The sequence below is a fragment of the Dokdonia sp. R86516 genome (genome assembly GCF_044596715.1).
Lineage (GTDB): Bacteria > Bacteroidota > Bacteroidia > Flavobacteriales > Flavobacteriaceae > Dokdonia.
Map to the genome: position 1 here is coordinate 766,841 of NZ_CP138998.1, position 26,718 is coordinate 793,558.

At 37.9% G+C, this 26,718-nt stretch carries 15 protein-coding genes; 12 read left to right on the top strand and 3 right to left on the bottom strand.

Features of this window, described 5'->3' with window-relative positions; all coding sequences use genetic code 11:
• The first annotated feature begins 18 nt into the window (after positions 1-18).
• The 9 genes from SJY23_RS03600 to SJY23_RS03640 all read left to right on the top strand — a co-directional run bounded on the left by SJY23_RS03600 (position 19) and on the right by SJY23_RS03640 (position 18,356).
• Positions 19-3,141 carry a SusC/RagA family TonB-linked outer membrane protein gene (locus tag SJY23_RS03600; protein WP_396597473.1) on the top strand — a complete coding sequence of 1,041 codons (3,123 nt, stop codon included), beginning with the start codon at positions 19-21 and terminating at the stop codon, positions 3,139-3,141.
• Positions 3,142-3,159: 18 nt separating this feature from the next.
• Positions 3,160-4,788, top strand: a complete 1,629-nt coding sequence (locus tag SJY23_RS03605; protein WP_396597474.1) for a RagB/SusD family nutrient uptake outer membrane protein — start codon at positions 3,160-3,162, stop codon at positions 4,786-4,788.
• An 82-nt stretch (positions 4,789-4,870) separates the two neighbouring features.
• Positions 4,871-8,155, top strand: coding sequence for a VCBS repeat-containing protein (locus SJY23_RS03610; protein WP_396597475.1), 3,285 nt, complete (start codon positions 4,871-4,873; stop codon positions 8,153-8,155).
• Positions 8,156-8,160: 5 nt separating this feature from the next.
• Positions 8,161-11,499 (top strand): VCBS repeat-containing protein, encoded by a 3,339-nt coding sequence (locus SJY23_RS03615; protein ID WP_396597476.1) that lies wholly within the window; start codon positions 8,161-8,163, stop codon positions 11,497-11,499.
• Positions 11,500-11,502: 3 nt separating this feature from the next.
• A complete protein-coding gene (locus SJY23_RS03620; protein WP_396597477.1) occupies positions 11,503-14,742 on the top strand; it encodes a VCBS repeat-containing protein in 3,240 nt (1,079 codons plus the stop codon).
• The gene (locus SJY23_RS03625) at positions 14,742-16,097 is read left to right on the top strand and encodes a vanadium-dependent haloperoxidase (protein WP_396597478.1); all 1,356 of its coding nucleotides are present in this window, start codon (positions 14,742-14,744) and stop codon (positions 16,095-16,097) included. The genes SJY23_RS03620 and SJY23_RS03625 overlap by 1 nt, the downstream gene beginning before the upstream one ends.
• Before the next feature lie 12 nt (positions 16,098-16,109).
• Positions 16,110-17,003 (top strand): GyrI-like domain-containing protein, encoded by an 894-nt coding sequence (locus SJY23_RS03630; protein ID WP_396597479.1) that lies wholly within the window; start codon positions 16,110-16,112, stop codon positions 17,001-17,003.
• 7 nt (positions 17,004-17,010) lie between these two features.
• Entirely contained in the window at positions 17,011-17,580 is a 570-nt protein-coding gene (locus SJY23_RS03635) for a pentapeptide repeat-containing protein (RefSeq protein WP_396597480.1), read from the top strand.
• A gap of 170 nt (positions 17,581-17,750) precedes the next feature.
• A complete protein-coding gene (locus SJY23_RS03640; RefSeq protein WP_396597481.1) occupies positions 17,751-18,356 on the top strand; it encodes a DUF4230 domain-containing protein in 606 nt (201 codons plus the stop codon).
• A gap of 13 nt (positions 18,357-18,369) precedes the next feature.
• Here SJY23_RS03640 and SJY23_RS03645 read toward each other — a convergent pair whose 3' ends face one another.
• The 3 genes from SJY23_RS03645 to SJY23_RS03655 form a co-directional block, all read right to left on the bottom strand.
• Positions 18,370-20,664 carry a glycoside hydrolase family 65 protein gene (locus SJY23_RS03645; protein ID WP_396597482.1) on the bottom strand — a complete coding sequence of 765 codons (2,295 nt, stop codon included), beginning with the start codon at positions 20,662-20,664 and terminating at the stop codon, positions 18,370-18,372.
• Positions 20,665-20,726: 62 nt separating this feature from the next.
• Positions 20,727-21,404 carry a beta-phosphoglucomutase gene (gene pgmB / locus SJY23_RS03650; RefSeq protein ID WP_396597483.1) on the bottom strand — a complete coding sequence of 226 codons (678 nt, stop codon included), beginning with the start codon at positions 21,402-21,404 and terminating at the stop codon, positions 20,727-20,729.
• Positions 21,405-21,465: 61 nt separating this feature from the next.
• Positions 21,466-22,506 carry a LacI family DNA-binding transcriptional regulator gene (locus tag SJY23_RS03655; protein ID WP_396597484.1) on the bottom strand — a complete coding sequence of 347 codons (1,041 nt, stop codon included), beginning with the start codon at positions 22,504-22,506 and terminating at the stop codon, positions 21,466-21,468.
• 206 nt (positions 22,507-22,712) lie between these two features.
• Between SJY23_RS03655 and SJY23_RS03660 the strand changes: the two genes are divergently transcribed.
• The 3 genes from SJY23_RS03660 to SJY23_RS03670 are packed head-to-tail and all read left to right on the top strand — an operon-like array spanning position 22,713 to position 26,581.
• The gene (locus SJY23_RS03660) at positions 22,713-24,257 is read left to right on the top strand and encodes a glycoside hydrolase family 32 protein (protein WP_396597485.1); all 1,545 of its coding nucleotides are present in this window, start codon (positions 22,713-22,715) and stop codon (positions 24,255-24,257) included.
• Positions 24,258-24,297: 40 nt separating this feature from the next.
• Positions 24,298-25,644 (top strand): sugar porter family MFS transporter, encoded by a 1,347-nt coding sequence (locus SJY23_RS03665; protein ID WP_396597486.1) that lies wholly within the window; start codon positions 24,298-24,300, stop codon positions 25,642-25,644.
• Entirely contained in the window at positions 25,637-26,581 is a 945-nt protein-coding gene (locus SJY23_RS03670; RefSeq protein WP_396597487.1) for a carbohydrate kinase, read from the top strand. The genes SJY23_RS03665 and SJY23_RS03670 overlap by 8 nt, the downstream gene beginning before the upstream one ends.
• Positions 26,582-26,718 lie beyond the last annotated feature (137 nt).

Genomic DNA, 26,718 nt, shown 5'->3' on the forward strand with positions numbered 1-26,718 from the left:
ATTTTAAACAAGATTCTTATGAAGAAAGTAATACTTAAAAGTATGCTCTTGTTTGTTGCAATCCTCTTTGTAGGAATTGCCCAAGCCCAGACGGTGACTGGAACAGTTACTGAGGAAAACGGCCCATTACCGGGAGCAAATGTTATTGTAAAGGGTACTTCAAACGGTGCAACTACCGATTTTGATGGAAACTACAGTCTTAACAACGTACCAAACGATGCAACACTCGTTTTTAGTTACGTAGGTTATGCCGCTCAAGAAGTAGCTGTAGGTGGAAGAAGCACGATTAATATTGCTCTTGCTCCAGACAATGCACTTGATGAAGTGGTACTTATCGGTTACGGATCTACAACGATAAAGGATGCCACGGGATCTGTTGATAACGTTGGTTCAGAAGACTTCAACCAAGGTGTTATCCAATCACCAGAGCAACTTATACAAGGTAAAACAGCCGGTGTTACAATATCAGAATCTTCTGGAGAGCCTGGAGCAGGTATTGCAGTAAACATACGTGGTAGTAATTCTGTAAGAGCTAACAACAATCCATTATTTGTAGTGGACGGAATACCTTTAGCTGGTGGAGGAGCACCTGCTAATGGTGTAGGTGGTGTAGGAGCTACAAGTGGAGGTAATCCTTTAAGTTTCTTAAATCCTAATGACATTGAAAGTATTTCGATACTTAAAGACGCCTCAGCTACTGCAATCTACGGATCTCGTGGAGCAAACGGTGTTGTTATTGTACAAACAAAACAAGGAAGAGGAGCTTCTAAGGGTGTTTGGGAATTAGGATCTACGGTGAGTTCATCTGCAGCAGCAGATAGATATGACTTATTAAATGCACAAGAATTTAACGACGCCTTAGATAACATAGATGTTACAGCATTACCTGGAAATGCTAATACAGATTGGCAGGACTTTTACACTCGTGAGGCTTTTTCAAGACAAACTAATTTAAGCTATTCTAAGAGCTACAATAGTGGTAATGTAAGATTATCAGGGTCATATAGCAACACTAATGGAATTATAGAGGATTCCAACTTAGAGCGATACTCAGGACGTGTAAACTTTTCTCAACGTTTTTTTGAAGACAAATTAACACTTACGGGAACTGGGGCTATTTCTCAAGTAGACAGAGGATCTCCTCCTTTGGATGGAACTGTTGGATCAACAGGCGACTTAATAGGTGCTTCTTTAAGTGCTAGCCCATTATTTCCTTTAGAAGAAAATTTAACATTTGGACAAAACACACTAAACCCGGTTAGTTTACTGAATAACTATCTTGCCGAGTCTAAAAGTACTCGTGTTCTCGCAAACATTTCAGCGAAATATGATTTTACAGATGATTTTAGCGCCAAGGTAACTGTAGGTTATGATAACACCGATGCACAGACAATTACAGCCTTCAATAGAACTGTACAGGGTCTAAACGGAGTGTCAGGTATTGGTCGTGGAAGTCTGAATACTATAGACCAAACTAATACACTTTTAGAAGCGACTTTAAATTACAAGAAAGAATTTGGTAATATTAAAGTCGATGTTTTAGGTGGTTTCTCTTATCAAAAATTTGACAGAAGTGGAGTTTTCGCTCAAGGAGCTGGTTTTGGAGGAGATGACCTTGATGTTATCCACTCTCAACTTTTAAATCAATACGACTTAGCACGAAATTCGATAGATGGAAGATTTCAAGTATTCGGTTATGGAACTGATGGTAGCTACGTAAGTAGATTATTTCCAGAAATCGACTTAACAGGGGAACTTGGAGAGTTTGAAAGATTAATACCTGCTTACACGGCTGGAATATTTGACAATTTTGATGAATTACAGTCTTATTTTGTTAGAGCTAATGTATCATTTAATGATAAGTTTTTATTTACTGGTACAATGAGAGCAGATGGCTCAACACTATTTGGTAATAATAAAAGATATGGCTATTTCCCTTCAGGAGCTTTTGCATGGCAAGTACACGAAGAAGATTTCATAGGAGATACTTTCTCTACATTAAAGCTTAGAGTAGGTGCTGGTAGCGTAGGAAATCAAGAAGGCTTAGGGTTTGGTGGTTTCTTATTTAGAACTGTTGCTCAAGGTGGTGGAATTTCAAATAATCTAGAGGTACTACCTAGACCGGGAACTGAAACAGTAGGTAATTTCCCTAATCCTGATCTTAAATGGGAAAATACTATAGATCTAAACTTAGGTGTTGATTTTGGGTTTGACAATGATCGCCTTAATGGATCTGTAAACTTATACAGAAAAGAAACAAACGACTTACTGATTCCTGTAGAAACGGCAGCGCCTGGTGCAGGCGGCACTTTTATTCGTAATCTTGACGACACTACCATCGTAAATCAAGGTGTTGAATTTAGTTTAAATTATGATTTCATCAATACTGAGGATTGGGGATTTGATGTAGGTTTTAATGTTGCCTACAATGACAACATGGTTGAAGGCTTAAGAGTTCCTGTAAGGGCTGGAGCGCTGAGAGGTGCAGGTTTAACCGGTTCTGCTGTACAGCGTTTAGAAGCCGGTCAACCAATTTTCTCATTCTTTCTACCTGTATTTGAAGGATTTGATACCGATGGCCAGCCTATTTATGAAGATGTAAATGGGGATGGTGTAGGAGACGCTTTTACTGATCAAAAATTCGTAGGAGAAAATGCGTTACCAGATGTAACAGCTGGCTTAAACCTTACAGCACGTTATAAGAATTTTGATATATCAACGTATTTCAATGGTCAATTTGGATTCTCTGTATACAACCTTACAGCAAATGCTCTATTCAATCAAGGACAGTTAAGTAATAATAAAAACGTTACGCAAGCAGTAATCCAAAGTGACGAAGCTGCATCTGCAACGGCAGATCCTTCAACTCGTTTTCTGGAAAAAGGTGATTTTGTGAGATTAACTTCTGCATCAATAGGGTATAATTTTCCATTGAGTGGAGAAGGATTCTTTGATTCTCTTAGATTTAATCTTACCGGACAAAACTTATTCCTTATTTCTGGATATAGTGGTCTAGACCCAGAGGTTTCTACTAATACTGGTGATCTTGATCAGAACGTAAACATACCTTCAAGAGGTATTGATTACTTACAATTTCCAAGAGCAAGGACATTCACACTAGGTGTGAATGCAAGATTTTAATAAAAAAAAAGGAAAATTATGAAACAAAAAATGACAGTAAATAATTTTAAAAGACTCCTAGCACTAGGGGTGCTCTCAGGAGTCCTTTTAACTTCTTGTACAGACTTAGAGATTGAAGCAACAGACTCAATTTTTCTAGATGCAAATGATTCAACATTCCAAGGAATTCAAGATCCTTCTTCCTTTTTAGATGGAGTTTATAACAGTATAAATGGATTTATAGGTGATCAAACTAATTTATTTGCATTAAGTGAGGTGACTACAGATGCCGCACTTATTCCTACAAGAGGAGCAGATTGGGGAGATAATGGTCAATGGAGACAACTACATGAACAGACTTGGCCTACAGATCATAACTTTATTTTAGGCACTTGGAACCAGTGGAATGGTTTACAATTTCAAGCTTCACAAGTGTTATCTGACCTCACAGAAGCGTCACCTGAGTTGAAGGCGAATGCTTCATTTTTGAGAGCGTTAGGTACTTGGGTTATTTTAGACAACTATGGTCAAGTTCCAATACGCGACGTTACAGGATCACCAATAGATGATCCAATTGTATTAAGAGGCGCTGAGGCAGTAGATTTAATCGTAGCCGACTTAACTAATGCGATAAATGGATTACCATTAGCAGGACCAGGATCGGGAAATACAAGACCAGAAAAAGCTGGGGCGAGATATCTTCTAGCTAAAGTCCTTCTTAACAAACATGTTTATTTAGGAACTCAACCTGATCCAGCTGATATGGCTCAAGTAGTAACACTAGTCGACGCAATAAATGCCGAGGGTTATGACTTAGTTGGAGGCTATTTCGATATTTTCAGACCTGAACTTGACAATGAAACTATTTGGTTCTTACAAACTGGAGTTGGAAATAGAATATATAATGGTCTTCATTACAACAGTACAATTACTTCTGGGGGAGGATGGAATGGATTCTCCACACTAGCCGAGTACTACGATCTTTTTGAAGGAGATCCAAACATCAATATTGCTGGAAGTGGCCAAGAAGAGCGTAGAGGTATGGTTCCATTACAAGGTCTACCAGTAGGTTCTGTAGCTGGAGCCAATGGCGACGATAACGGCGACGGTTTTATCGATGGATCGTCAGTAGGAAGAGGATTTTTAATTGGACAACAATATGCAGATGATGGCACCGCTCTTAGTGATAGAGTAGGTAACCCACTGACTTTTAAAAGGGAATTTCAAGACGCTCAAGGAAACACAAGCCTTATCGGGAATGATGAAACTACTGGAATTAGAGTTACTAAATATAGTCCAATGTTTGACGGAGGCTTTACAAATCACGAAATTTACTTCAGATATTCTGATGCTCACTTGATGAAAGCAGAAGCCCTTTTTAGAGCTGGTGATACTGGATCTGCAACAGCACTTGTAAATGAATTAAGAGTATTACGTGAAGCTACTCCAATTGGATCGGTAACAGCACAAGATATAATTGATGAAAGAGGACGCGAGTTATATGCTGAACTCTGGAGAAGGAATGATTTGATTAGATTTGGACAATACACAAATGATTGGACATTAAAAAGCCCTTCTGCTGTAGGAGATACTAGTCGTAATTTATTTCCAATACCTGCATCACAATTACTACTAAACCCTAATCTTACTCAAAACCCAGGCTACTAAACTTGGTAATTTAATTAGCTTAAAAGAGGGTTAGATGTTATCTAGCCCTCTTTTTATATATACAACTTACAAGCAAACTACGTTGAAACAGATTTTTACATTTATCGCTTTTATGTCCTTTATAATTTCATGTAAGGACCAGAAAACAGATGTAAGATTTAAACTTAAAACAAATTCAGGTATAACATTCAAAAATGAATTGTCTCCTGACTCAGATTTGAATATTTTAAACTATCTGTACTATAATAATGGCGCAGGAGTAGCAACTGGAGATTTTGATAATGATGGATTAATAGACATTTATTTTACTTCAAATCAAGGACCAGATAGGTTCTACCGCAATCAAGCTAATCTTACTTTTAAAGATATTACAACACAAGCAGGTATCTCTAATGATACTGGGTGGACTACAGGTGTAACTACTGTAGACATTAATAATGACGGACTACTAGATATCTATATATCTAAAGTAGCTGGGCATTTAAAACTTAAAGGGCATAATCTTCTCTACGTAAATCAAGGTCTCAACAATGGCCAAATGGCCTTTAAAGAAGAATCAAAAAAATACCAATTAAATCTATCTGGATTGTTTACTCAATCTGCCTTTTTTGATTATGATAATGATGGCGATCTTGATGCCTATATCATGGGGCATTCGTTATATCCTAATGCATATTTTGGTCGAGGAAGTCAGCGCACAAAGGTGGATAGCATCAGTGGAGACAAACTATTAGAAAATCGAGATGGTATTTTTATAGACGTTTCCGCGAAAGCGAATATATTTTCATCTAGAATAGGTTACGGACTAGGGCTTGCCATAAGTGACATAAACAACGATGGTTATCCTGACATTTATATAGGTAATGATTTCTTTGAGGATGACTATCTATATATAAATCAAACTGATGGAACCTTTAAAGAAGTCAATACTACAGAAGGAAACTTAGGTCACACTAGCCATTTTTCTATGGGTAATGATATTGCAGACATCAATAATGATGGGTTTACCGATATCCTATCTGTAGACATGCTACCAGAGAATTTAGAAACCTTAAAATCATCTGGAACGGAATTTAATTTCCCTATTTTCCAAAATCAGTTACGTCAAGGATATCAACCTCAATTCATGCAAAACACCTTACATATTAATCAAGGGAAAGAGCAATTTACTGAGACGGCTTTTCTAAGCGGCATTTCAAGTACGGAATGGAGCTGGTCTCCCCTACTTGCCGATTTTGACAATGATGGTGATAAAGACATATACATCACAAACGGCATCGTAGGAGCTACAAATGATATGGATTTTATAAATTTTATATCCAATGATAATATTCAAAAGAGGATAGGCAGTCGCATGACTGACAAGGAACTTCCGCTATTAGACGAAATACCACAGAAGAAAACAGAAAACTATTTCTTCTCAAATAATGGTAATGGAACTTTTGAGAACACCTCAAAATCGTGGATAGAGAGTAGTACCTCCTTTAGTAACGGAAGTAGTTATGCAGATTTAGATAACGATGGTGATCTAGACATCATAGTAAATAATGTAAATGAACAGGCTTATTTACTAGAAAACAAAACCCAACAATTAAAGGATAGTATGCATTATCTGAAGGTTCGTTTTAAAGGATCTCCTCAAAACACCTTCGGTATTGGAGCACAAGTTCATGTATACACGGCAACAAACTATCAATATTTTGAAAACTACACTACTAGGGGATACTTGTCTTCTATAGCACCTGAATTATCAATTGGTTTAGGCAAACAGAAGAGTATTGATTCTCTCAGTATTATGTGGGCAGACGGCAAGAAGCAAACCTTGAAAAACATAAAAGCAGATCAAATTATTACTCTAGCATATGATACATCTTCTGCGGCTTCTTCTAGCCAAAAAGAAACATTAAAAGCACAAATAACTGACAGCATTATACCTTTCAAACATATAGATAACGCCACGCTAGAATTCAGCCGGAATCCCCTTGTACCTTATGCATATACTAACCTTAGTAAAGCAATTGTTGCTGGAGATTTAAATAATGATGGACTTGATGACATGGTTGCTCTTGGTTCTAAAATAGAAGAATCTACAACTTACATACAGACATCCTCAGGTACATTTAACGAAGTACATCTCCCGGAAAATGATAAACATCAAATACATGAGGACATTGATGGTGTCATTGCAGATGTAAATGGCGATTCCTTAAACGACTTAATTATAGTAAGCGGTGGGAATGAAATAAAATCTGGCAAGCCTCTCCAACCAAGATTATATATTAATAATGGAACATCATTATCCTACGACGAGACTGCATTCTCAGATATAGCAGTAAACGCATCCACCGTAAAAGCCATTGATATCGATAACGATGGGGATCTCGATATTTCTATAACTAGTGACGTGATTCCTCAACAATTTGGCACTACTCCACTGCAATATATTCTTGAGAACAATGGGAAAGGTGTTTTTAAGGATGTCACAACTCAGTACAGCACATTGTTTCAACGTATAGGAAACGTCCGAGATATTCAATGGATAGATATAGATAACAACGGCTATAAGGATGCTGTAGTTATAGGGCACTGGATGCCTCCTGCAGTTTTTCTTAATGACGGAACCAAGCTTTCAAAGCAGGATAATGACGGATTAGCAGCATTTAAAGGGTGGTTCAATTCATTAAGAGTAGCAGACTTTGACAATGATGGGGATTTAGATATCATTACTGGAAATTGGGGACTTAATTCAAGACTTACTGCTTCTGCAGACCAACCGTTACAGCTATATATTCAAGATTTTGACAGCAATGGAACTCACGACCCTATTGTAACGTATTATTATCAAGGAGAAGAAACTACCATTGCAACAAAAGATGAACTCGTAAAACAGCTACCTCAACTCAATAAGAAATACTTGTCTTATAACGCTTTCGCGAAAGCGAAATTTAAAGAAATACTACCTCAAGATAAACTAAGAGAAGCTCAAGTAAAGTCTGTCACACAACTTGCTTCCATGTATTTTGAAAACGACGGAGATAATACATTTACAGCACATGAGCTACCACTACTTTCTCAAATCTCATCTGTTCATGACATTCTAGTAGATGATATAAATGACGATGGTTATAAAGATGTATTGTTAGTAGGCAATGATTATGAAATAAGCACTCAACTAGGAAGACTAGATGGATCACAAGGCGTTCTCCTTATCAACGATAAAAAGGGCTTCTTCCGCATAGAAAAACAAGCAAAATTTAATATTTTAGGAGCTTCCAGAAGCATACAAACAATTACAATTTCTGGAACAACCTATTACCTTATAGGAAGGAATAATGACACCCCATTATTCATAAGAAAAGACGACTAAACTTTATGGAAACACTACAAAAATATGGGCTTTTATTAATAGTCCTTCCCCTATTATTACTTTCTTGTAATAAGCAGTCTAGCACAACCCAAAAGTCAGAGAGCGATACATTATTTACGGAGATGCACTCAGACAGCACGGGAATCAATTTTATAAATAGCATTAAAAATGAAACCGATTTCAACATTTTTAAATACCGAAACTTCTATAATGGCGGTGGTGTTGCTATAGGTGACATTAATAATGATGGTCTAGCAGATATTTACCTAACGGCAAATATGGGTAAGAATAAGCTTTTCTTAAATAAAGGAGATTTTAAATTTGAAGATATATCAGCATCTGCAGGGATTGAAGGGAACAAGCCGTGGTCTACTGGAGTAACAATGGCAGATGTAAATGCAGATGGACTTCTTGATATTTATGTAAGTAACGCAGGAAACCTCGAAGAAGACAGTCATGATAATGATTTATACATAAACAATGGTGATCTCACCTTTACTGAAAAAGCAAAAGAATACAACCTAGCGACTTCAGGATTTTCAACCCAAGCTTCCTTTTTTGATTATGATAAAGATGGTGATCTTGATGTCTATATTCTTAACAATAGTAACGTTCCCGTAAGTAGCTTAGGAAATAAGGGACAACGTGACAAACGTGCCCAAAACTGGGAAAGTGTAGGCAGCCAGTTTAGAGGCGTAGGAGACTTGCTAATGCGCAACGACGGCGGAATATTTACAGACGTAAGTGAAGAGGCAGGCATTTATGGTTCCTTAATAGGTTTTGGGCTGGGTGTCGTAGTTACTGATATTAACCAAGATTTATGGCCAGACATTTATATCTCAAATGATTTCTTTGAGCGTGACTATTTATACATCAACAATCAAGATGGAACATTTACAGAAGAAATAAAACAATGGACCTCTCACTTATCCCTATCTGCGATGGGAATTGATATTTCTGATATAAATAACGATGGTTTACAAGATATTTTTATCACAGATATGTTGCCTGAAAATGAGCAACGCGTTAAGTCTGTTATGGAGTTTGATGGATATAACGTTTATAAACGAAAGCAACGTAACGATTTCTACCAACAATTTATACAGAACACATTACAGATAAATAATGGTAATGGTTCGTTTTCTGAAACCGCATATCATAGCGGGGTGAACGCTACAGACTGGAGCTGGTCTGGACTTGTATTTGACATGGATAATGATGGATTCAGAGATATTTATGTTACTAATGGAATAAATCATGACCTCACAGATCTTGACTTTGTAGACTTCTTTGCAGATAAACTTATGCGTAGTCAAGCTACCGGAAAAACACATCCTGTAGATTCTATAATCAATAAAATGCCCGTTAAGCCACTAGCTAATTATGCGTATCACAATCAAAAAGATATCACGTTTAAAAATAAATCTAAAGACTGGGGACTTGCTACACCCAGCATGAGTAATGGTGCAGCTCACGCAGATCTTGATAATGATGGTGATCTCGATATCGTGGTTAACAATGTAAATATGCCTTCTTTTATTTACCGCAACAACACGCAGGTCGATAAAGATCATAACTATATTAAACTTACATTTAAAGGAGGTGACAAAAACAAGTTTGCAGTAGGCACCACAGTAAGACTCTACCACAATAATCTTTCAGTATTACAAGAACTTATACCTTCTCGCGGATTCCAGTCATCTATGGATCATGATATGACTATCGGACTAGGAAGCTCTACAACTCTAGACTCACTTCGCGTTATATGGCCTGATGATAAAACACAGCTTTTCACAAAAGTAAAAGCAAACCAAACGCTCAATTTATCAATCACAGACGCATCTGAAACCTATGTTCCTGTAAAAAAGAATAAGCCTACATTACTAAAAGAAATTACAAACCCTACGCTTATTGCTCACAAAGAGAATAATTATAGTGACTTTGATTTTGAGGGACTCATTGCCAAGAAACTTTCTCAAGAAGGACCTGCAATTGCAATAGGAGATATAGACAATGATGGTAATGACGATATCTTCATAGGTGGAGCAAAAGGGCAAACTAGCATGCTCTATATTCATAAAGGAAAAGGTAATCTTATTCCATCTAGTAAAATTACTTTTGAAAAGGCTGCATTATTTGAAGACACAGCAGCCACTTTTGTAGATGTAAATAATGACGGCTTTTTAGATCTTATTGTATCCACTGGAGGTGGTCAAGTAGATGCGGAGGCTTACTACATTTCTAGACTTTACATAAATAACGGCAATGGAACTTTTAAAGATGCACGTAGTTTACCATCTGCACATCAAAGTGCATCTGTAATTGCACCTAACGACATTGATGGCGATGGAGATATAGATTTATTCATTGGTAGTAGAAGCGTTGCTGGTGTTTACGGTATTAACCCGCCGCACGCAATCTTAATTAATGACGGAAAAGGAAATTTCACTAAAGACAATCTACTCTCTAAGCAGCTTAATCCTGCTGGAATGGTAACAGACGCGCTATGGATAGATCTTGATGCTGACAACAATAAAGAATTAATAACGGTTTCAGACTGGGGGACTCCTACTGCATTTAACATCACAAGCGAGTCCATTAAAGTTATAGATACTGGACTATCATCTTATGCAGGATGGTGGAATGCTATACAAAGCGCAGATCTTGACAATGATGGCGACTTAGACCTAATACTTGGTAATGATGGAACAAATGTGCATTACAAACCAGGAAATGACGGCCCGCTTAAAATGTTTATCACAGACTTTGATGGAAACGGTACTATAGAACAAATCACAACGTACTCAGAGGGTGGCAAAGACTTCCCAATACATCAAAAGAGCGAAATCACATCACAAATAGTTTATCTCAAAAAGAAAAATCTCAAAGCATCAGATTATGCAAAGCGATCCATTGATGAACTTTTTCCTAAGGATATCCTAGCTAACGCTATTGTAAAAGAAGTTAATACTGCCGAAACAATGATTGCAATAAACGAAGGAAATGGCAACTTCACCATCAAAGCATTACCTACCCGAGTACAACTATCTTGTGTTTGTGGTATTACATGTACAGATGTAAATAATGATGGCAATCTTGATATTTTAATGGGAGGTAATAATTTTGAATTCAAACCTCAATACTCCCAACTTGATGCTGGATATGCCCACGTATTACTGGGTGATGGTAAAGCAAATTTTGAATGGCAAGATTATACAGACACTGGTTTCTTTGTGCGCGAAGAAATGAAACATCTAGAATCATTTAAAGATGCTCAAGGTAATGTATTTCTCGTAGCAGCGATTAATGATGGAAAACCTAGAATTTTCACAGCAAATAAATAATTCATGAAGTGGGGAATTCTATTAAGTCTGTGTTATCTGCTCATTGGTTGTACCCATCAACCAGTACAAGAAGCACCTGCGCTATTTTTAAACCCTCAAAGCACGAGTACTGGAATCACTTTTTCAAACAATCTCACAGAGACAGATAGTCTCAACATACTCGACTACTTGTACTTCTACAATGGTGGTGGCACCGCTGTAGGAGATATTAACAATGATGGGTTACCAGATATCTACCTCTCTGGAAATCAAGTGAAAAATAAGCTCTACCTCAATAATGGCGGCCTTACGTTTAAAAATATCTCCGCTAGTGCTGGTGTAGAAGGGAAAAACTCGTGGAGCACTGGAGCGATAATGTTTGACGCAAACTCAGATGGACTGTTAGATATCTATGTGCGTGCCGTAGTAGGCATAAATAATTTCCAGGGACACGACGAGCTTTTTATAAATAATGGTGATGAGACCTTTACAGAGCGCGCTGCAGAGTTTGGTCTTGATTTTCAAAATTATGGTACCACTGCCGCCGTTCTTGATTATGATAAAGATGGTGATCTCGACCTGTATTTACTCAACCATGCTGTACATACAGAATCCTCATTTGGTCATGCAAATTTACGTTTAGAGCGTAACGAATTTACGGGAGACAAACTTCTTAGAAACGATGGAAACATTTTTACAGATGTCAGTGAGGAAATGGGCATTTTTGGTGGTATTAATGGGTATGGCCTTGGTATTTCGATTGCAGATTTTAATCAAGATGGCTACCCAGATATTTATGTAGGTAATGATTTTCATGAGGACGACTATTACTATATTAATGAAGGAGGGTTACGCTTTCGCGAAAGCTTAAAAGAGCAATTCCCACACACATCAAGATTTTCAATGGGTAATGACGTGGCCGACGTTAATCATGATGGTTTCCCAGATCTCATGTCACTCGATATGTTACCTGAAGATGAGAAAGTATTAAAGGCTTCCGAAGGTGATGATAATATCCAAACACAAAAACTGCGTACAGAACGTTTTGGGTATCACTACCAGTTTACCCGCAATATGCTATTTGTAAATCAGCCGGGATATCAATTTCAAGAACGTGCCCTTTCCTCTGGAGTTGGGGTGACAGACTGGAGCTGGAGTGCTCTTTTTGCAGATTTTAATCAAGATGGGAATCAAGACTTGTTTATTTCAAATGGTATCCCAAAACGACCTAATAATCTTGATTTCATTAATTTCATTTCTAGCGGTAAGATTCAAAACAGGCTCAACGAGACAAGGCTTCTAGATAACGAAGCTCTTAATCTTATGCCTGATGGTGCTACACATAATTATGTCTATCAAGGGAATGAAGACCTCGTATTTACAGATCAATCTGGAGTGTGGATTGACAAAAAACCTACGATGTCTGGTGCTTCTGCGCTAGCAGATCTTGATAATGATGGTGATCTTGATGTTGTTGTTAATAACATTAATCAAGAAGCCACTATTTATGTGAACCAAACAGACACTACAGCAACCTTTTTAAAATTAAAGTTTGATTACTCTAAAGCTAATTCGCTCGGTATAGGTACTAAGGTTTTTGCATATCAAAATGGAACGTTACAATACAAGGAATTGTATACTGCCCGAGGATTTCAAGCATCCTCTGAGCCTATCGTTCATTTTGGTTTTAAAAAGAGTACTTCAATAGATTCACTTCGCATTATTTGGCCAGATAACAAGCAGCAATTGTTCTACGATATCTCAACGAACCAAACATTATCCTTATCACCAGATAACACAACCGCTTTTGACTATAGTATACTTCAAATAAAAAGCAAGCCGCTATTTTCTAAAGAACCAAATAATTTAGGTATAGATTATGTACACAAGGAAGATGCGTATATAGATTTCAATAGACAGCAACTAATTCCTTATCAAATATCTGACCGTGGTCCTGCAACAGCAATTGGCGATATAAATGGTGATGGTAATGACGACATCTATTTTGGTAGTTCTAAATTTATACCTTCGGCCATGTACACTGGAGGAAATAACGCTTTCGCGAAAGCGTACTCAGCCCCATTAAAATCGCTTTCAAAAACAGAGGATGTGACAGCTACTATCCTTAACAATGAAATTATTGTAGGTACAGCAGGTGGTGATTTTTCTGAAGTAAACGAGGCTTTAGAAAACTATTATTTAAAAATCACAGACACGCTGACTACCAAAATGTCGGGTCTAAGAGCTAACACCTCTATCATTATAGCAAGTGATTATGATAATGATGGAGACAAGGATCTCTTTGTGGGTAATCACGCCGTAACTGGCGACTTTGGAAAAGTTCCAGCATCATTTCTTTTAAAGAATGACGGAGGTAAGTTTGTAGAAGATCAAGACAACCCTCTAGGCGAGATAGGAATGGTTACAGATGCCGTATGGACAGATTTTAATGCTGATGGCTCCACTGATTTAATTGTCATAGGAGAATGGATGCAGCCGCTTTTTTATAAAAATGAAGATGGTATTCTTAAAAAAGAAGAAGTACTAGACGCTACGCTCAATGGTTTATGGCAAAGCATACAACCGTTTGATATAGATCATGATGGTGATATGGACTACCTACTTGGGAACTGGGGAACAAACAGTAAGTTTACAGCATCTACAGCGTTTCCCATGACAATGCATTACTCAGATTTTGATAATAATGGGCAAACAGAAACCATTGTTACTACGGCAAAAGACGGAGACTACTACCCTATTCAAAATCTTCAAGAGCTAGGAGCTCAACTCGTATTTCTTAAAAAGAAATACGCAAATAATAATGATTTTGCAGGAGACACTGTATTCCAGATTTTTGGAGAAAAAGCACTCCGAGCCGCTCAGCGATTTGAAGTAAACACCTTGTCCTCTGGATATTTAAAAAATGAAAAAGGAATTTTTACTTTTGTACCTTTCACTGGTGCATTGCAAGTAGCGCCTATTATGGATTTCGTGGTTTACGACTTTAATGGCGATGGCAACGAGGAAGCACTAGCTGGAGGAAATTATTTTGGCACAAAACCATATCACAGTAGACTAGATTCGTTTTCTGGGGCACTAATAGCTTCAGAAAATAAAGTAACCTTAGGGTATGAGCTAGGCCTAGATTTTGCACAAAAATCGTTAAGACATTTAGATATTATAACCGTAAACAATATTTCATACTTGCTCGTTACTTTTAATAATGAAGCAGCACAAGTTTATAACATACAAATCCCTGATTAATGAAAACAGCATACCACTTTCTTATAGTAGTCCTTATTACTGCATGCATCACTTCATGCGCTACAAAAGATGAGCCTATTGTTATTACTCCCGAGCATTTTCATAATGCAATAGACAAGGTTACTGAAGTTATTATACACGACATTTTCTCACCGCCTGTTGCGAGTCGTATCTATGCGTATCCTAATATTGCAGCTTATGAAATACTAGCTGTAAATGATACTGAATTTAACTCTCTTGCTGGACAGCTTGCAGGTCTTAAAAGTATTCCAACTCCATCAAAGGACACAACTATAAACTTTGAGCTTGCAGCACTGGTTGCTCACATGGAAATGAGCAAGCGCCTCATATTTTCTGAGCAAGAAATTGAGACATATAGAGATAGCCTTTACATGACATGGAAAGAGCGCAATGAAGATGTTTTTGTACAGTCCAGAGATTATGGGCTAAAGGTTGCAAGCCATATAGCACAATGGATGGATGGAGATAATTATAAACAGACGCGTACAATGCCTAAATTTTCTGTGTATGCAGATGAGCCTTCTCGCTGGCAACCTACGCCTCCAGCATACATGGACGGCATAGAACCACATTGGAATAAAATAAGACCATTTACGCTTACATCTGCAGACCAGTTTAAGCCTGTACCACCTCCTGCATTCTCACTAGAAGAAGATTCAGATTTTTATAAAGAGCTTAAAGAGGTCTATGACATAAGCCAGCAAATCACAAAAGATGGAGACAACTCTGAGGAGATTGCGATTGCTCAGTTTTGGGATTGTAATCCATACGTATCTGTTACTCGCGGTCACTTAATGTTTGCAACCAAAAAGATTACTCCAGGAGGTCACTGGATAGGTATTACAAAAATTGCTTCAAAGAAAGCAGGTTTTGATGTAATGAATACATTACATGCTTATGCAAAAACATCTATCGCCATGAACGATGCGTTTATTTCTTGCTGGGATGAAAAATATCGCTCTAACCTGATACGCCCAGAAACGCTCATCAACAATCATATAGACGACTCGTGGAAACCTATATTACAAACGCCTCCGTTTCCAGAATATGTGAGTGGACACTCTGTAGTATCTGGTGCAGCATCTGAGACATTGACTAGCATTTTTGGCGATGACTTTTCTTTTGATGATGATACAGAAATAGCATACGGACTACCCGTGCGTAGCTTCACATCTTTCAAAGCCGCGGCTGAGGAAGCTGCTGTAAGTCGTATGTATGGAGGAATACACTATCGTGCTGCTGTAGCAGTAGGACTAGAACAAGGTCAAAAACTAGGAAAGTTTGTTGTTTCTACACTAGAAATGAAAAATGAAACAATGGTTGCAACTAACTAAGGTTTGAAAATAATGAAAAAAGTTATAGCGATAGTATTTATTGCCTTGATTGCAGCTGCAGGCTGGTATTTCTTTTTGAAACCTGGAGACTTTACTGCAAAGATTAAAGCCAAAGGAAACCTAGGAACTATCGAGCAGTTTACGAAGAATTGGAATGACAATATTGTAACAACTGCTTCCGTTTTAGAAAAGAATAATCGTACTCAGATTGATCAAAAATATATGATACAAGATTCAGTACACCTTTACAACTGGAATATAAAAAGAATAAATGATACTGTTTCTGAAATAAAAGTACATGTAACAGACAGTGCTTATAGCTTACAGAATAGACTTCAAGGACTATGGCAACAAACTAGCTTTGAAAAAAGCGCTAGACAGACCATCCTAAATTATAACGAAACATTACAACAGCACCTTAAGGACATTACTATTACTATAGATGGTATTACCACATTACCTGCAAAGCACTATGCATATACCCAATATGAGGGACTACAAGCTTACAAAGTGACAGGTATGATGAAAGACATCACCTATCTACAAAACACAATGGCCGTATCAAATACAACATTAGATGGACCTCCATTTGTCAAAATAACCTATTGGAATCGTAAAACCGATAGCATTAAATATCAGTTTGGTTTTCCAATAATACCCACTGACTCACTTCCTCAAGTAGCAGATATACAATATGGAAATACTAAGGATCAAAAGGTTCTTAAAGCTACCTACAATGGAAACTATCTTACATCAGATCGCGCTTGGTACGCCTTACTTAATTACGCAAAAACTAACAATATAAAAATAGATCCTAGGCCCACAGAAGTTTTTTATAATAATCCTAATATGGGTGGAGACGCAAGTAATTGGAAAGCAGAAATCTTCATGCCGATAATAAATTAGTACCAATATGTCTGATTTTTATGATGATGAAGAATTTGTTTCCATAGACTTCACCTTACAATCCTTTAAAAAAGGCGAGTATGATAATTGCACATTTACAGACTGTAATTTTGAAAATCTTCATGTCTCAAATACAAGCTTTCTTGAATGTACATTCATAGATTGCAATCTTACTAATGTAAAATTTGGTGGTGCAACGCTTAACCAAGTCACTTTTGAATCGTGTAAATTACTAGGCGCAGACTTCAGCGTTTGCCAGCCATTTATGTTAGATATACGCTTTCGCGAAAGCATACTACAGCTAGCAAATTTCACTCAATTACCTTTAAAAGGAACATCTTTTAATTCTTGCCAAGTTACAGAGGTAGATTTTACTAGTGCAGATTTATCACAGGCCACATTTACTGGATCAACATTGAGTAAAACCATCTTTGATAATACAAATCTTACTAAGGCAGATTTTATGGGAGCAATCGATTTTACTATTGACACTACGAATAACAATATGAAAGGGGCCATATTTTCTAAAGACCACTTAGAAGGACTCGTAATACACTTACAACTCAATCTTAAGTGAGATTTGTAATACAGAAAATAGGGTAAATGCCCCTACTAAAAAGCTATCCCTCAAACTATATTTACACCAATAATCAATGAGGGATTAAATTGGGGGATTTATAAACTCATTCAGGCCACACGCAAGTGTGGCCTTTTATTTTACGTACTTTAGTCAAAGAAATATCTATTATGCGTAAAATACTTTTTGGGGCAGCTCTTGCACTTGTGATTGTTTTTGGTGTGCGTTATTGTGAACACACAAAAGATGAAAGTGAGCAACTTAGAGCAAACACCGCGCTCATTGAGAAACAAATAAAAAATGTGGGGAAACTCATCGTTACAGAAGGTAACTATGCCCAAGTTTTTACCTATGAAGATTCAAAAAAATTTTATGTAGATGTACTTTCTGCTACAAAAAAGGCCCTAGTAGTCGTAAATGCCGAAGCAACTATCGCTTACGACCTTTCTAAGGTGGCTACAGAAATTGATGAGCTCACAAAGACAGTACGCATTATCTATATCCCAGAACCTGAGTTGAAGATTAATCCTAATATAGAATATTATGATGTGCAACAAGACTACCTCAACCAGTTTAATGCTCGAGATTATAATATCATAAAATCACGCGTGCAAAAAGGGCTTGAAAAGGAAGTTAAAAACTCTACCCTTTACTCAAATGCACAAAACAGACTTATCTCAGAACTTTCTAAAATTTACTTTCTTACTAACTCACTGGGGTGGACACTTGAATATAATGGGAATGCAGTTACAGATAGTACACCTATAAAATTATAGGCTTACCAGCTCTTTAAGCTGGTAATACCTCTCTCTTTTCTCCGTTTACAAGAATACTTAGACCTTCTCCACTCACCAGTGTAAAGTTGGTTGCATTATTAGTCACTTCTACTTTTAAAATCTGGCCTCTAAAGTTTACTTTAAAACTGTAACCCGTCCAGGCATTAGGTATTTTAGTATCAAAAGATAACGTGTCATTCTTTACACGCATCCCTCCAAAGCCTTCTACCACACTCTGCCAGGTACCCGCCATACTTGTGATGTGCAGTCCCTCTTCTACCTCCTTATTATAATCATCAAGATCTAAACGTGATGTGCGTAAGTAAAACTCATATGCTTGATCCATTCTGCCTAATTTTGCAGCTTGTATAGCGTGCACACAAGGGGATAATGAACTCTCGTGTACGGTAAATGGCTCATAAAAATCAAAATGCTTTTCTAATTGCTCCTTAGTAAAGTGATCTTCAAAAAAGTAGAACCCTTGTAACGTATCTGCTTGCTTTATATATGGAGAACGCAGTATGCGGTCCCAAGACCATTTTTGATTAATAGGTCGGTTTGATTTTGGTAAATCTGCTACGGTGATTAATTCCTTATCTAAGAAACCATCTTGTTGTAGGTACACTCCATTTTCTTCTGAGTATGGAAAGTACATCTGCTCTGCAGTAGACCTCCAAGAAAGCATCTCGTCATAAGAGAGATGCGTTTTTCCAGAAATACGTGACCAATCTTCTTTGGCAGTATCTCTTAGCAACTCTGCTTGTTCAAAAGCATACTCGAGACACCACTTTGCGATGTAGTTTGTAAACCAGTTATTATTTACATTATTCTCGTACTCATTAGGACCTGTAACCCCTAGAATCACATAAGCATTCTTAGCCTTAGAAAAAGTCGCCCTCTGTCTCCAGAATCTCGCTACACCTATAATTACCTCAAGCCCCATTTCTGGAATGTAGCTCGTATCTCCTGTATAACGCTCGTAGTTATATATAGCATAAACCATAGAGCCGTTACGGTGTATCTCTTCAAAGGTGATTTCCCACTCATTATGACATTCCTCCCCGTTCATAGTAACCATAGGGTATAGTGCCGCTCCATTTGTAAAACCTAGTTTTTGAGCATTTTCTATAGCCTTATCTAGCTGGTTATACCTATAAGTGAGTAACTGTCGTGCAACACTTTGATCTTTGGTAGCCATATAAAATGGAATACAGTAAGCCTCGGTATCCCAGTAAGTAGATCCTCCGTATTTTTCGCCAGTAAACCCTTTTGGGCCTATATTGAGACGGCTATCTTGCCCCGTGTAGGTTTGATTAAGATGAAAGATATTAAAACGTATACCCTGCTGTGCTTTTGTGTCTCCCTCAATTGTGATGTCAGACATCTCCCAAGTTTTTGCCCAGGCTTCTTTTTGAGAAGCTAGCAAAGCATCATATCCTAAGCCTGTTGCTTTATTTAGTACGTCTGTTGCTACTGCAACCAGACCATCTTTATCGTGATTAAGGCTACTTACATAACCTCCTATTTTTTGTATGGCAAAGGTTTCTCCTTTGGCAACATCTGTCTCATACTCGTGACCTACATAAGTTGCAGTTTTTTGAGAACGCTTTCGCGAAAGCGTAATCTCATCACCATCTATAAAAAGCTTGTTTTGCATCATCGTACATACGTGAAACTCCGTCTTCATTGTATGTGCGGTGATGAAAGCCATATCATCATTTTCTGAAACTTCTAGCGTGTTCCAAAACTTGTCATCCCAGTTTGAATCTTCATTAGTTATACCGCTATCTAAATACGGTTCGTAACTTATTGTTGCGTCTACATTGATAGGTGTGACTTCGTATTTAATGGCACCTACCTCATCCATCTCCATACTTAAAAAACGTGTTGCTTTTACTGCAATCTCAACGTCATTTTGTAGGGTGGCTTTAAAACTTCTGTACAATACACCAGCTTTCATATCAAGCTCACGACGAAAATCTTTTACCTCTTTACAGGTATGTAAATCCAGACTCTCTCCGTTTACTGTGACTTTTATACCTATCCAGCTAGGCGCATTGAGCACTTTTGCAAAATACTCTGGATACCCATTTTTCCACCAGCCTACGCGGGTTTTATCTGGGTAATACACACCTCCTATATAACTTCCTTGAAAGGTTGCGCCACTATAATCTTCTTCAAAATTTGCGCGTTGCCCCATTGCACCATTACCTAGCGCCATAAGACTCTCTGATGATTTTACGTTATTTGGGTTCCATCCATCTTCTATAATGGACCAATCATTTGGAGTGATATAATCTATATGCATATTATGGTAGTCTTACGTATGAGCTTACCTCATACTTGATGATAGTTGTAGTTAGATAAAATTTATGCTTCTATAAGTTCTAGAAGGAAAGCATTACTCATCTCTGTAAAGTCTTTAAAAACATAGTTTGCCTCGTGTAGCACGTCTTGCTCTCCTATACCTATGCTTATCATACCTGCGCTGTTTGCAGCTTGTATACCTGCAATAGAGTCTTCAAAAACGATACAATCTGTACGTTCAATTTTCAAAGCTTCTCCTCCTTTTAAGAATACTTCTGGATCTGGCTTTGCTGCTGTCACATCATTACCATCTACAATCGCCTGAAATTTATCTAATAAATCAAGCTTAGTTAAGATAGGTCGTGCATTTTTACTTGCGCTACCTAGTGCAATACCTTGATTTTTTTCTTCTAGAAAATCAAGTACTCTCACCACGTCTGGTAAAATCTCGCTGTCATCCATCCCTTTGATGTACTTAAGATACTCTTCATTTTTCTGGATGAGCCACCTGTCCTTTTGTTCTTGAGTTGCATCATATGAAGCTAGGTCTAGTAGTATCTCTAGCGATCGCACACGGCTTACCCCTTTAAAAAGTTCGTTTTGCTCTTCTGTGAAGTCAAAATTCATCTCTTTGGCAAGGTTACGCCAGGCGAGATAGTGAAATTTTGCAGTGTCTACTATAACTCCGTCTAGGTCAAAAAGGAATGCTTTCTTTTTCAATTTTAATGTGTTTTCGGTCATCAGAGCTGTTTTGTTTTCACTCGATGTGTTTGTATTCAATTTTCGCGAAAGCGTAATAGCCCTATTTTACTCTCTTTGTGCTCTCACGCTCTATGAGACTTGTATCTATATATGCGGTAGTATATTGCTCTACCTCTTCTTCTGGCCGCTCTAGTTTATTGATAAGTAACTCTGCTGCTTTACGTCCCATCTCTTCTCCGTGCTGGCTTACTGTAGTGAGGCTAGGTACAAAGTGTTGAGATAACTCACCATCTGAGAAGCTCACGATACTCACATCTTCTGGAATACTCTTGTCTGCCTCCATAACATATTTGGCGGCGGTCACAGCAAAAATTTCATTTATCGTAAACACGCCATCTATGTCCTTCCCTTTTAAGAAATGTTTGATACGTGCTTTTGCTTTATCATTGAGCTCATCTATAGCATCTAATTTTAAAATAAGATTTGGATCTATTTTTATACCTGCAGATTCTAATGCCTCTATGTAGCCCTTTGTTCTTAGTTTACCTATGGTGATATAATCTTCGGTAGTGATGATGGCTATCTTTTTACAGCCTGTTTTAATCAAGTGGTTTACGCCTAGCTTTGCCCCCTCGCGGTCATCTATAAGAACTTTATCACAAGGAATCTCATCTACTATACGGTCAAACATTACAACAGGCATCCCTTGATCAATAGCCTCTGTGAGGTGTCTAAAGTCGTCCTTTTGCATTGTTTCTTTTGATAAAGAAAGGATAAATCCATCTGTACTACCATTTGCGAGTAGCTCCATATTAAGGACCTCTTTATCAAAATCATTATTAGAAAGGGTGATAATCACATTATAATTATGCTCTCTCGCCATTTGCTCAACTCCACGTATTACAGTGGTAAAAAAGTGATGCACTATTTGCGGTATAATAATCCCGATGGTGCGCGTCTTCCTGTTTTTAAGACTTAACGCGATATTATTAGGCTTATAATTATACAGCTTTGCAAAGGCTTTAATCTTCTGGCGTGTGTCTTCACTTATCTCTGCACTATCACGCAGTGCTTTTGAGACAGTAGAGATAGAAACATCAAGTTCTTTGGCAATTAATTTTAAGGTGAGTTTTCTTTTCATAATGGTATCGTAAAAATAGGCTTACTAAAAGCTATAGTACAATTTAAACAAATCCTTTTGGGTACGAAAACGATGTATTCTTAATAAGTTATTATATTTATTATCAAAATGTGAATTTTTGCCCTATTTTAGGATGGTTTAAATAGCATTTAGATCATTTTAAATTAATCTACTTGTTCAATTTATGTCTAAAAACTAGTCAAAAAATGAAGCAGCTTCTTATCATTCTTGCACTTTTTACTCTTATAGGTTGTAAAGAAAAAACAACTCCTGTAAATGAAGTGGAAGTGGTAGAAGACCGCTTTCGCGAAAACTATCGCCCTCAATACCACTTCACTCCACCCACAATGTGGATGAATGACCCCAACGGGCTTTTATACCACAACGGCACTTATCACTTATTTTACCAGCATTACCCAGAAGACATTGTCTGGGGACCTATGCACTGGGGTCACGCCACCTCAAAAGATCTCGTTTCTTGGGAGCATAAGCCTATAGCACTATACCCAGACGAGCTAGGTCTTATATTTTCTGGTAGTGCTGTGATGGATACAAATAACACCTCTGGCTTAGGCACAAAAGACAATCCTCCTATGGTTGCCATTTTTACCTACCACCTTATGGAAGGCGAAAAAGCAGGACGTAAAGATTTTCAAACTCAGGGTATTGCTTACAGTCTAGATGAAGGTGAGACCTGGCAAAAGTATATTGGCAATCCCGTTATAGGTAATGAAGGAAACATCAAAGATTTTAGAGATCCTAAAGTATTCTGGGATGACAACACTGAGCAATGGGTGATGACACTTGTCGCTGGCGATCACGCCAAATTTTATAGTAGCACAAATCTTAAAAACTGGACTCTTATGAGTGAGTTTGGAAAAAATATAGGAGCTCACGGCGGCGTCTGGGAGTGTCCAGACTTATTTCCGCTCAAAGTTGAGGGAAGCGATGAGACTAAGTGGGTCTTGATTATAAGTATTAATCCTGGCGCGCCAAATGGTGGATCGGGAACTCAGTATTTTGTAGGTGACTTTGACGGAACCACCTTTACTACAAACCAAAAGGAAATAAAATGGCTAGACTACGGTACAGACAACTATGCCGGCGTTACCTTTAATGGACTTCCAGATACAGATCGTACGTTTATAGGCTGGATGAGCAACTGGAACTATGCCCGTGACACCCCTACAGAAGCGTGGCGCAGTGCTATGACGCTTTCGCGAAAGCTTACTCTTCATAAAAACAAGACAAATGGCTTTTACCTTAAAAACTATCCCGTCAACTCTCTAGATGAATATGCCTATGCAACCGTAGTACACGATACGATGAAGAATGGAATGTCTCTCTCTAGTAAAAATTATAATGAGCAACGCCTAGATTTTAAAATACCCGGTAAACTAGATGACTTTAAACTCAACTTTACAAATGTCAATAAGGAATCAGTAAAATTTGGTTATAACAGCAACACAAAGAGCTACTATCTAGACCGGAGAAAATCTGGCGTTGTAAGCTTTGAACCATCCTTTGGCGATAAAGTTCACACAGCACCAGCCATTATTGACAGCCCTACTGATGTAGCTTATAGTATTGTAATGGATGCATCATCTATTGAGATTTTTATAAACGGCGGGAGCACTGTCTTTACAGATCAAATTTTTCCTACCACACCTTTTACCGCACTCACATTTACAAGTGAGAATGCTACAATCGCAAATTTAAAAGTGAGTAAAATAAAACGAATATGGAAGTAGTGTAGAAGCACGCGACCTCTCATCACCCTAAACAAGGCATATGAAAGAAATTACAAAATGGAGTATTACCGTTGCCCTCGCTGGATTTTTATTTGGTTTTGACACCGTAGTTATAAGTGGTGCAAACTCACCCATAAAGGAGTTATGGAATTTATCGCCTTTTATGCACGGTACTTTTATAATGAGTATGGCATTATGGGGTACGGTGGCTGGATCACTACTTGGTGGTTTTCCTACTAAAAAATTGGGACGTAAAAAGACACTCTTCTGGATAGGAATCCTCTTTTTTGTTTCTGCCATAGGCTGTGCGCTAGCACAAGATCCGTATTCATTTTCTGCCTTTAGATTTATAGGAGGCATTGGTGTGGGAGTCTCATCTGTGGCGGCACCTATTTATATATCTGAGATAAGCTCTGAGTCTAACCGTGGTAAACTGGGAGGTCTCTATCAGTTCTGGCTCGTCTTTGGTATCCTCATTGCATTTGTGTCAAACTGGCTGCTTAAAGGTGTAGATGGCATAAACGACTGGCGGTGGATGCTAGGTGTAGAAGCTATACCTGCACTTATATATACGCTTATGGTGATGAAAGTGCCTAACAGCCCGAGGTGGCTCGTACTACAGAAAAAAGATGATGCAGGCGCAATGCTTGTTTTACAAAAAATATATGAAGGAGCTGGGGCTGCACAGTCGAGACTAGAAGAAATAAAACTAGACTTACAGCAAACTAAAACCTCAGAAAATCTTTTCCAAAAGAAATATTCAAAAGTACTATGGTTAGGCTTCCTTATTGCTTTTTTCAATCAGTTATCTGGTATCAACTTTGTGCTCTATTATGCTCCACAAATATTAGAACAAGCAGGTCTTGGCGGTTCTGAGTCGCTCTTTAACTCTATTGCGATAGGTATTGTAAACATCATCTTTACATTTATAGGCGTGCGATTACTAGACAAGCTAGGAAGAAAACAACTTATAATAATAGGGTCTGTAGGTTATATTGTGAGCCTTATTATGGTAGGTATTTGTTTCCAGATGCAACTAAGTCCAGCCCTCTTACTTACTTTCATATGTACCTTTGTTGCGTCACACGCTATAGGACAAGGTGCTGTTATATGGGTTTTTATCTCAGAAATTTTTCCAAATCGGGTGCGCGCTTATGGGCAATCTTGGGGTACGAGTACACACTGGGTTTTTGCAGCCGTCATAACGCTCGTAACTCCATTTTTTATAGATGATAAAGAAGGCATAATGAGAGACCATCTTTGGAATATTTATTATTTCTTTGCAGGAATGATGGTACTCCAACTATTATGGGCAATTATTGCTATGCCAGAGACCAAAGGACGTACCCTAGAAGAACTAGAAAAAGACCTTGTTACAGATGCCTAATACACCACTTAAAATAGCCAGTTACGGCGAGATATTATGGGATGTTTTCCCAGATGAGAAACGACTAGGCGGCGCGCCACTTAATGTTGCGCTACGTTTACACTCCTTTGGGGTAGATGTATCTATGATCTCATCTTTAGGAAATGACGCTTTAGGTAAAGAGGCACTTGCTAAGATAAAAGAACTAGGATTAGACACTAAATTTATTCAACGCAATGACAAACCCACAGGGCAAGTAAACGTTACACTTGATAAAAAAGGTGTCGCCTCTTATGAAATAGGAGACAATGCTGCTTGGGACAATATTGCATGGACTGAAGCTAATGTCGCAGCTGTGACTGATGCAGACGCTCTGATTATAGGAAGTCTAGTTTTTCGCGAAAGCGTAAATTTTGACGCTATGCAACTGGACTTAGAAGAAGAAATTACGCCTCCAATAAATCTAGAAGCAATAGAAGTACTGATAGAACGATCTAAATTTACGGTTTTTGACTTGAATCTTCGTGCCCCACATTACGACCTTGAAGTGGTAGTAGGACTCATGGAAGCTGCAGATATGATCAAGCTCAACGATGAAGAGCTAGAGCTAGTTGTCCTAGCTATGGGCATAGAGGCAGAGACACTCGAGGATGAACTTAAAATGCTTAGTGCAATGACTGAGACTCCTATCGTTTGTGTCACGCTAGGAGCAGAGGGAGCGATGTTATTACATAAAGGTGGCATACACACTCAAGTAGGTTTCAAAACCAAAGTGGTAGACACCGTAGGTGCTGGAGATAGTTTTCTAGCAACGCTAGTCTTTGGACTACTATCTGGAGAAACGGCAGATGATGCACTTGAAGTGGCTTGCGCTATGGGCAGCTTAGTGGCTGGTAAAGCTGGCGCAAACCCAGTGGTGCATAATAATGAGGTAAATGACTTACTTGATGATATATAGTAATTACGCTTTCGCGAAAATTTGAATTCAACATACTTAGTACGCATACATAACAACAAAGTCAACTTTTTAAGTTGGCTTTGTTGCTTCTACAAGCGAGAGTTTATTGCAAAAGAAAACCTCTCAATTTCTTGAGA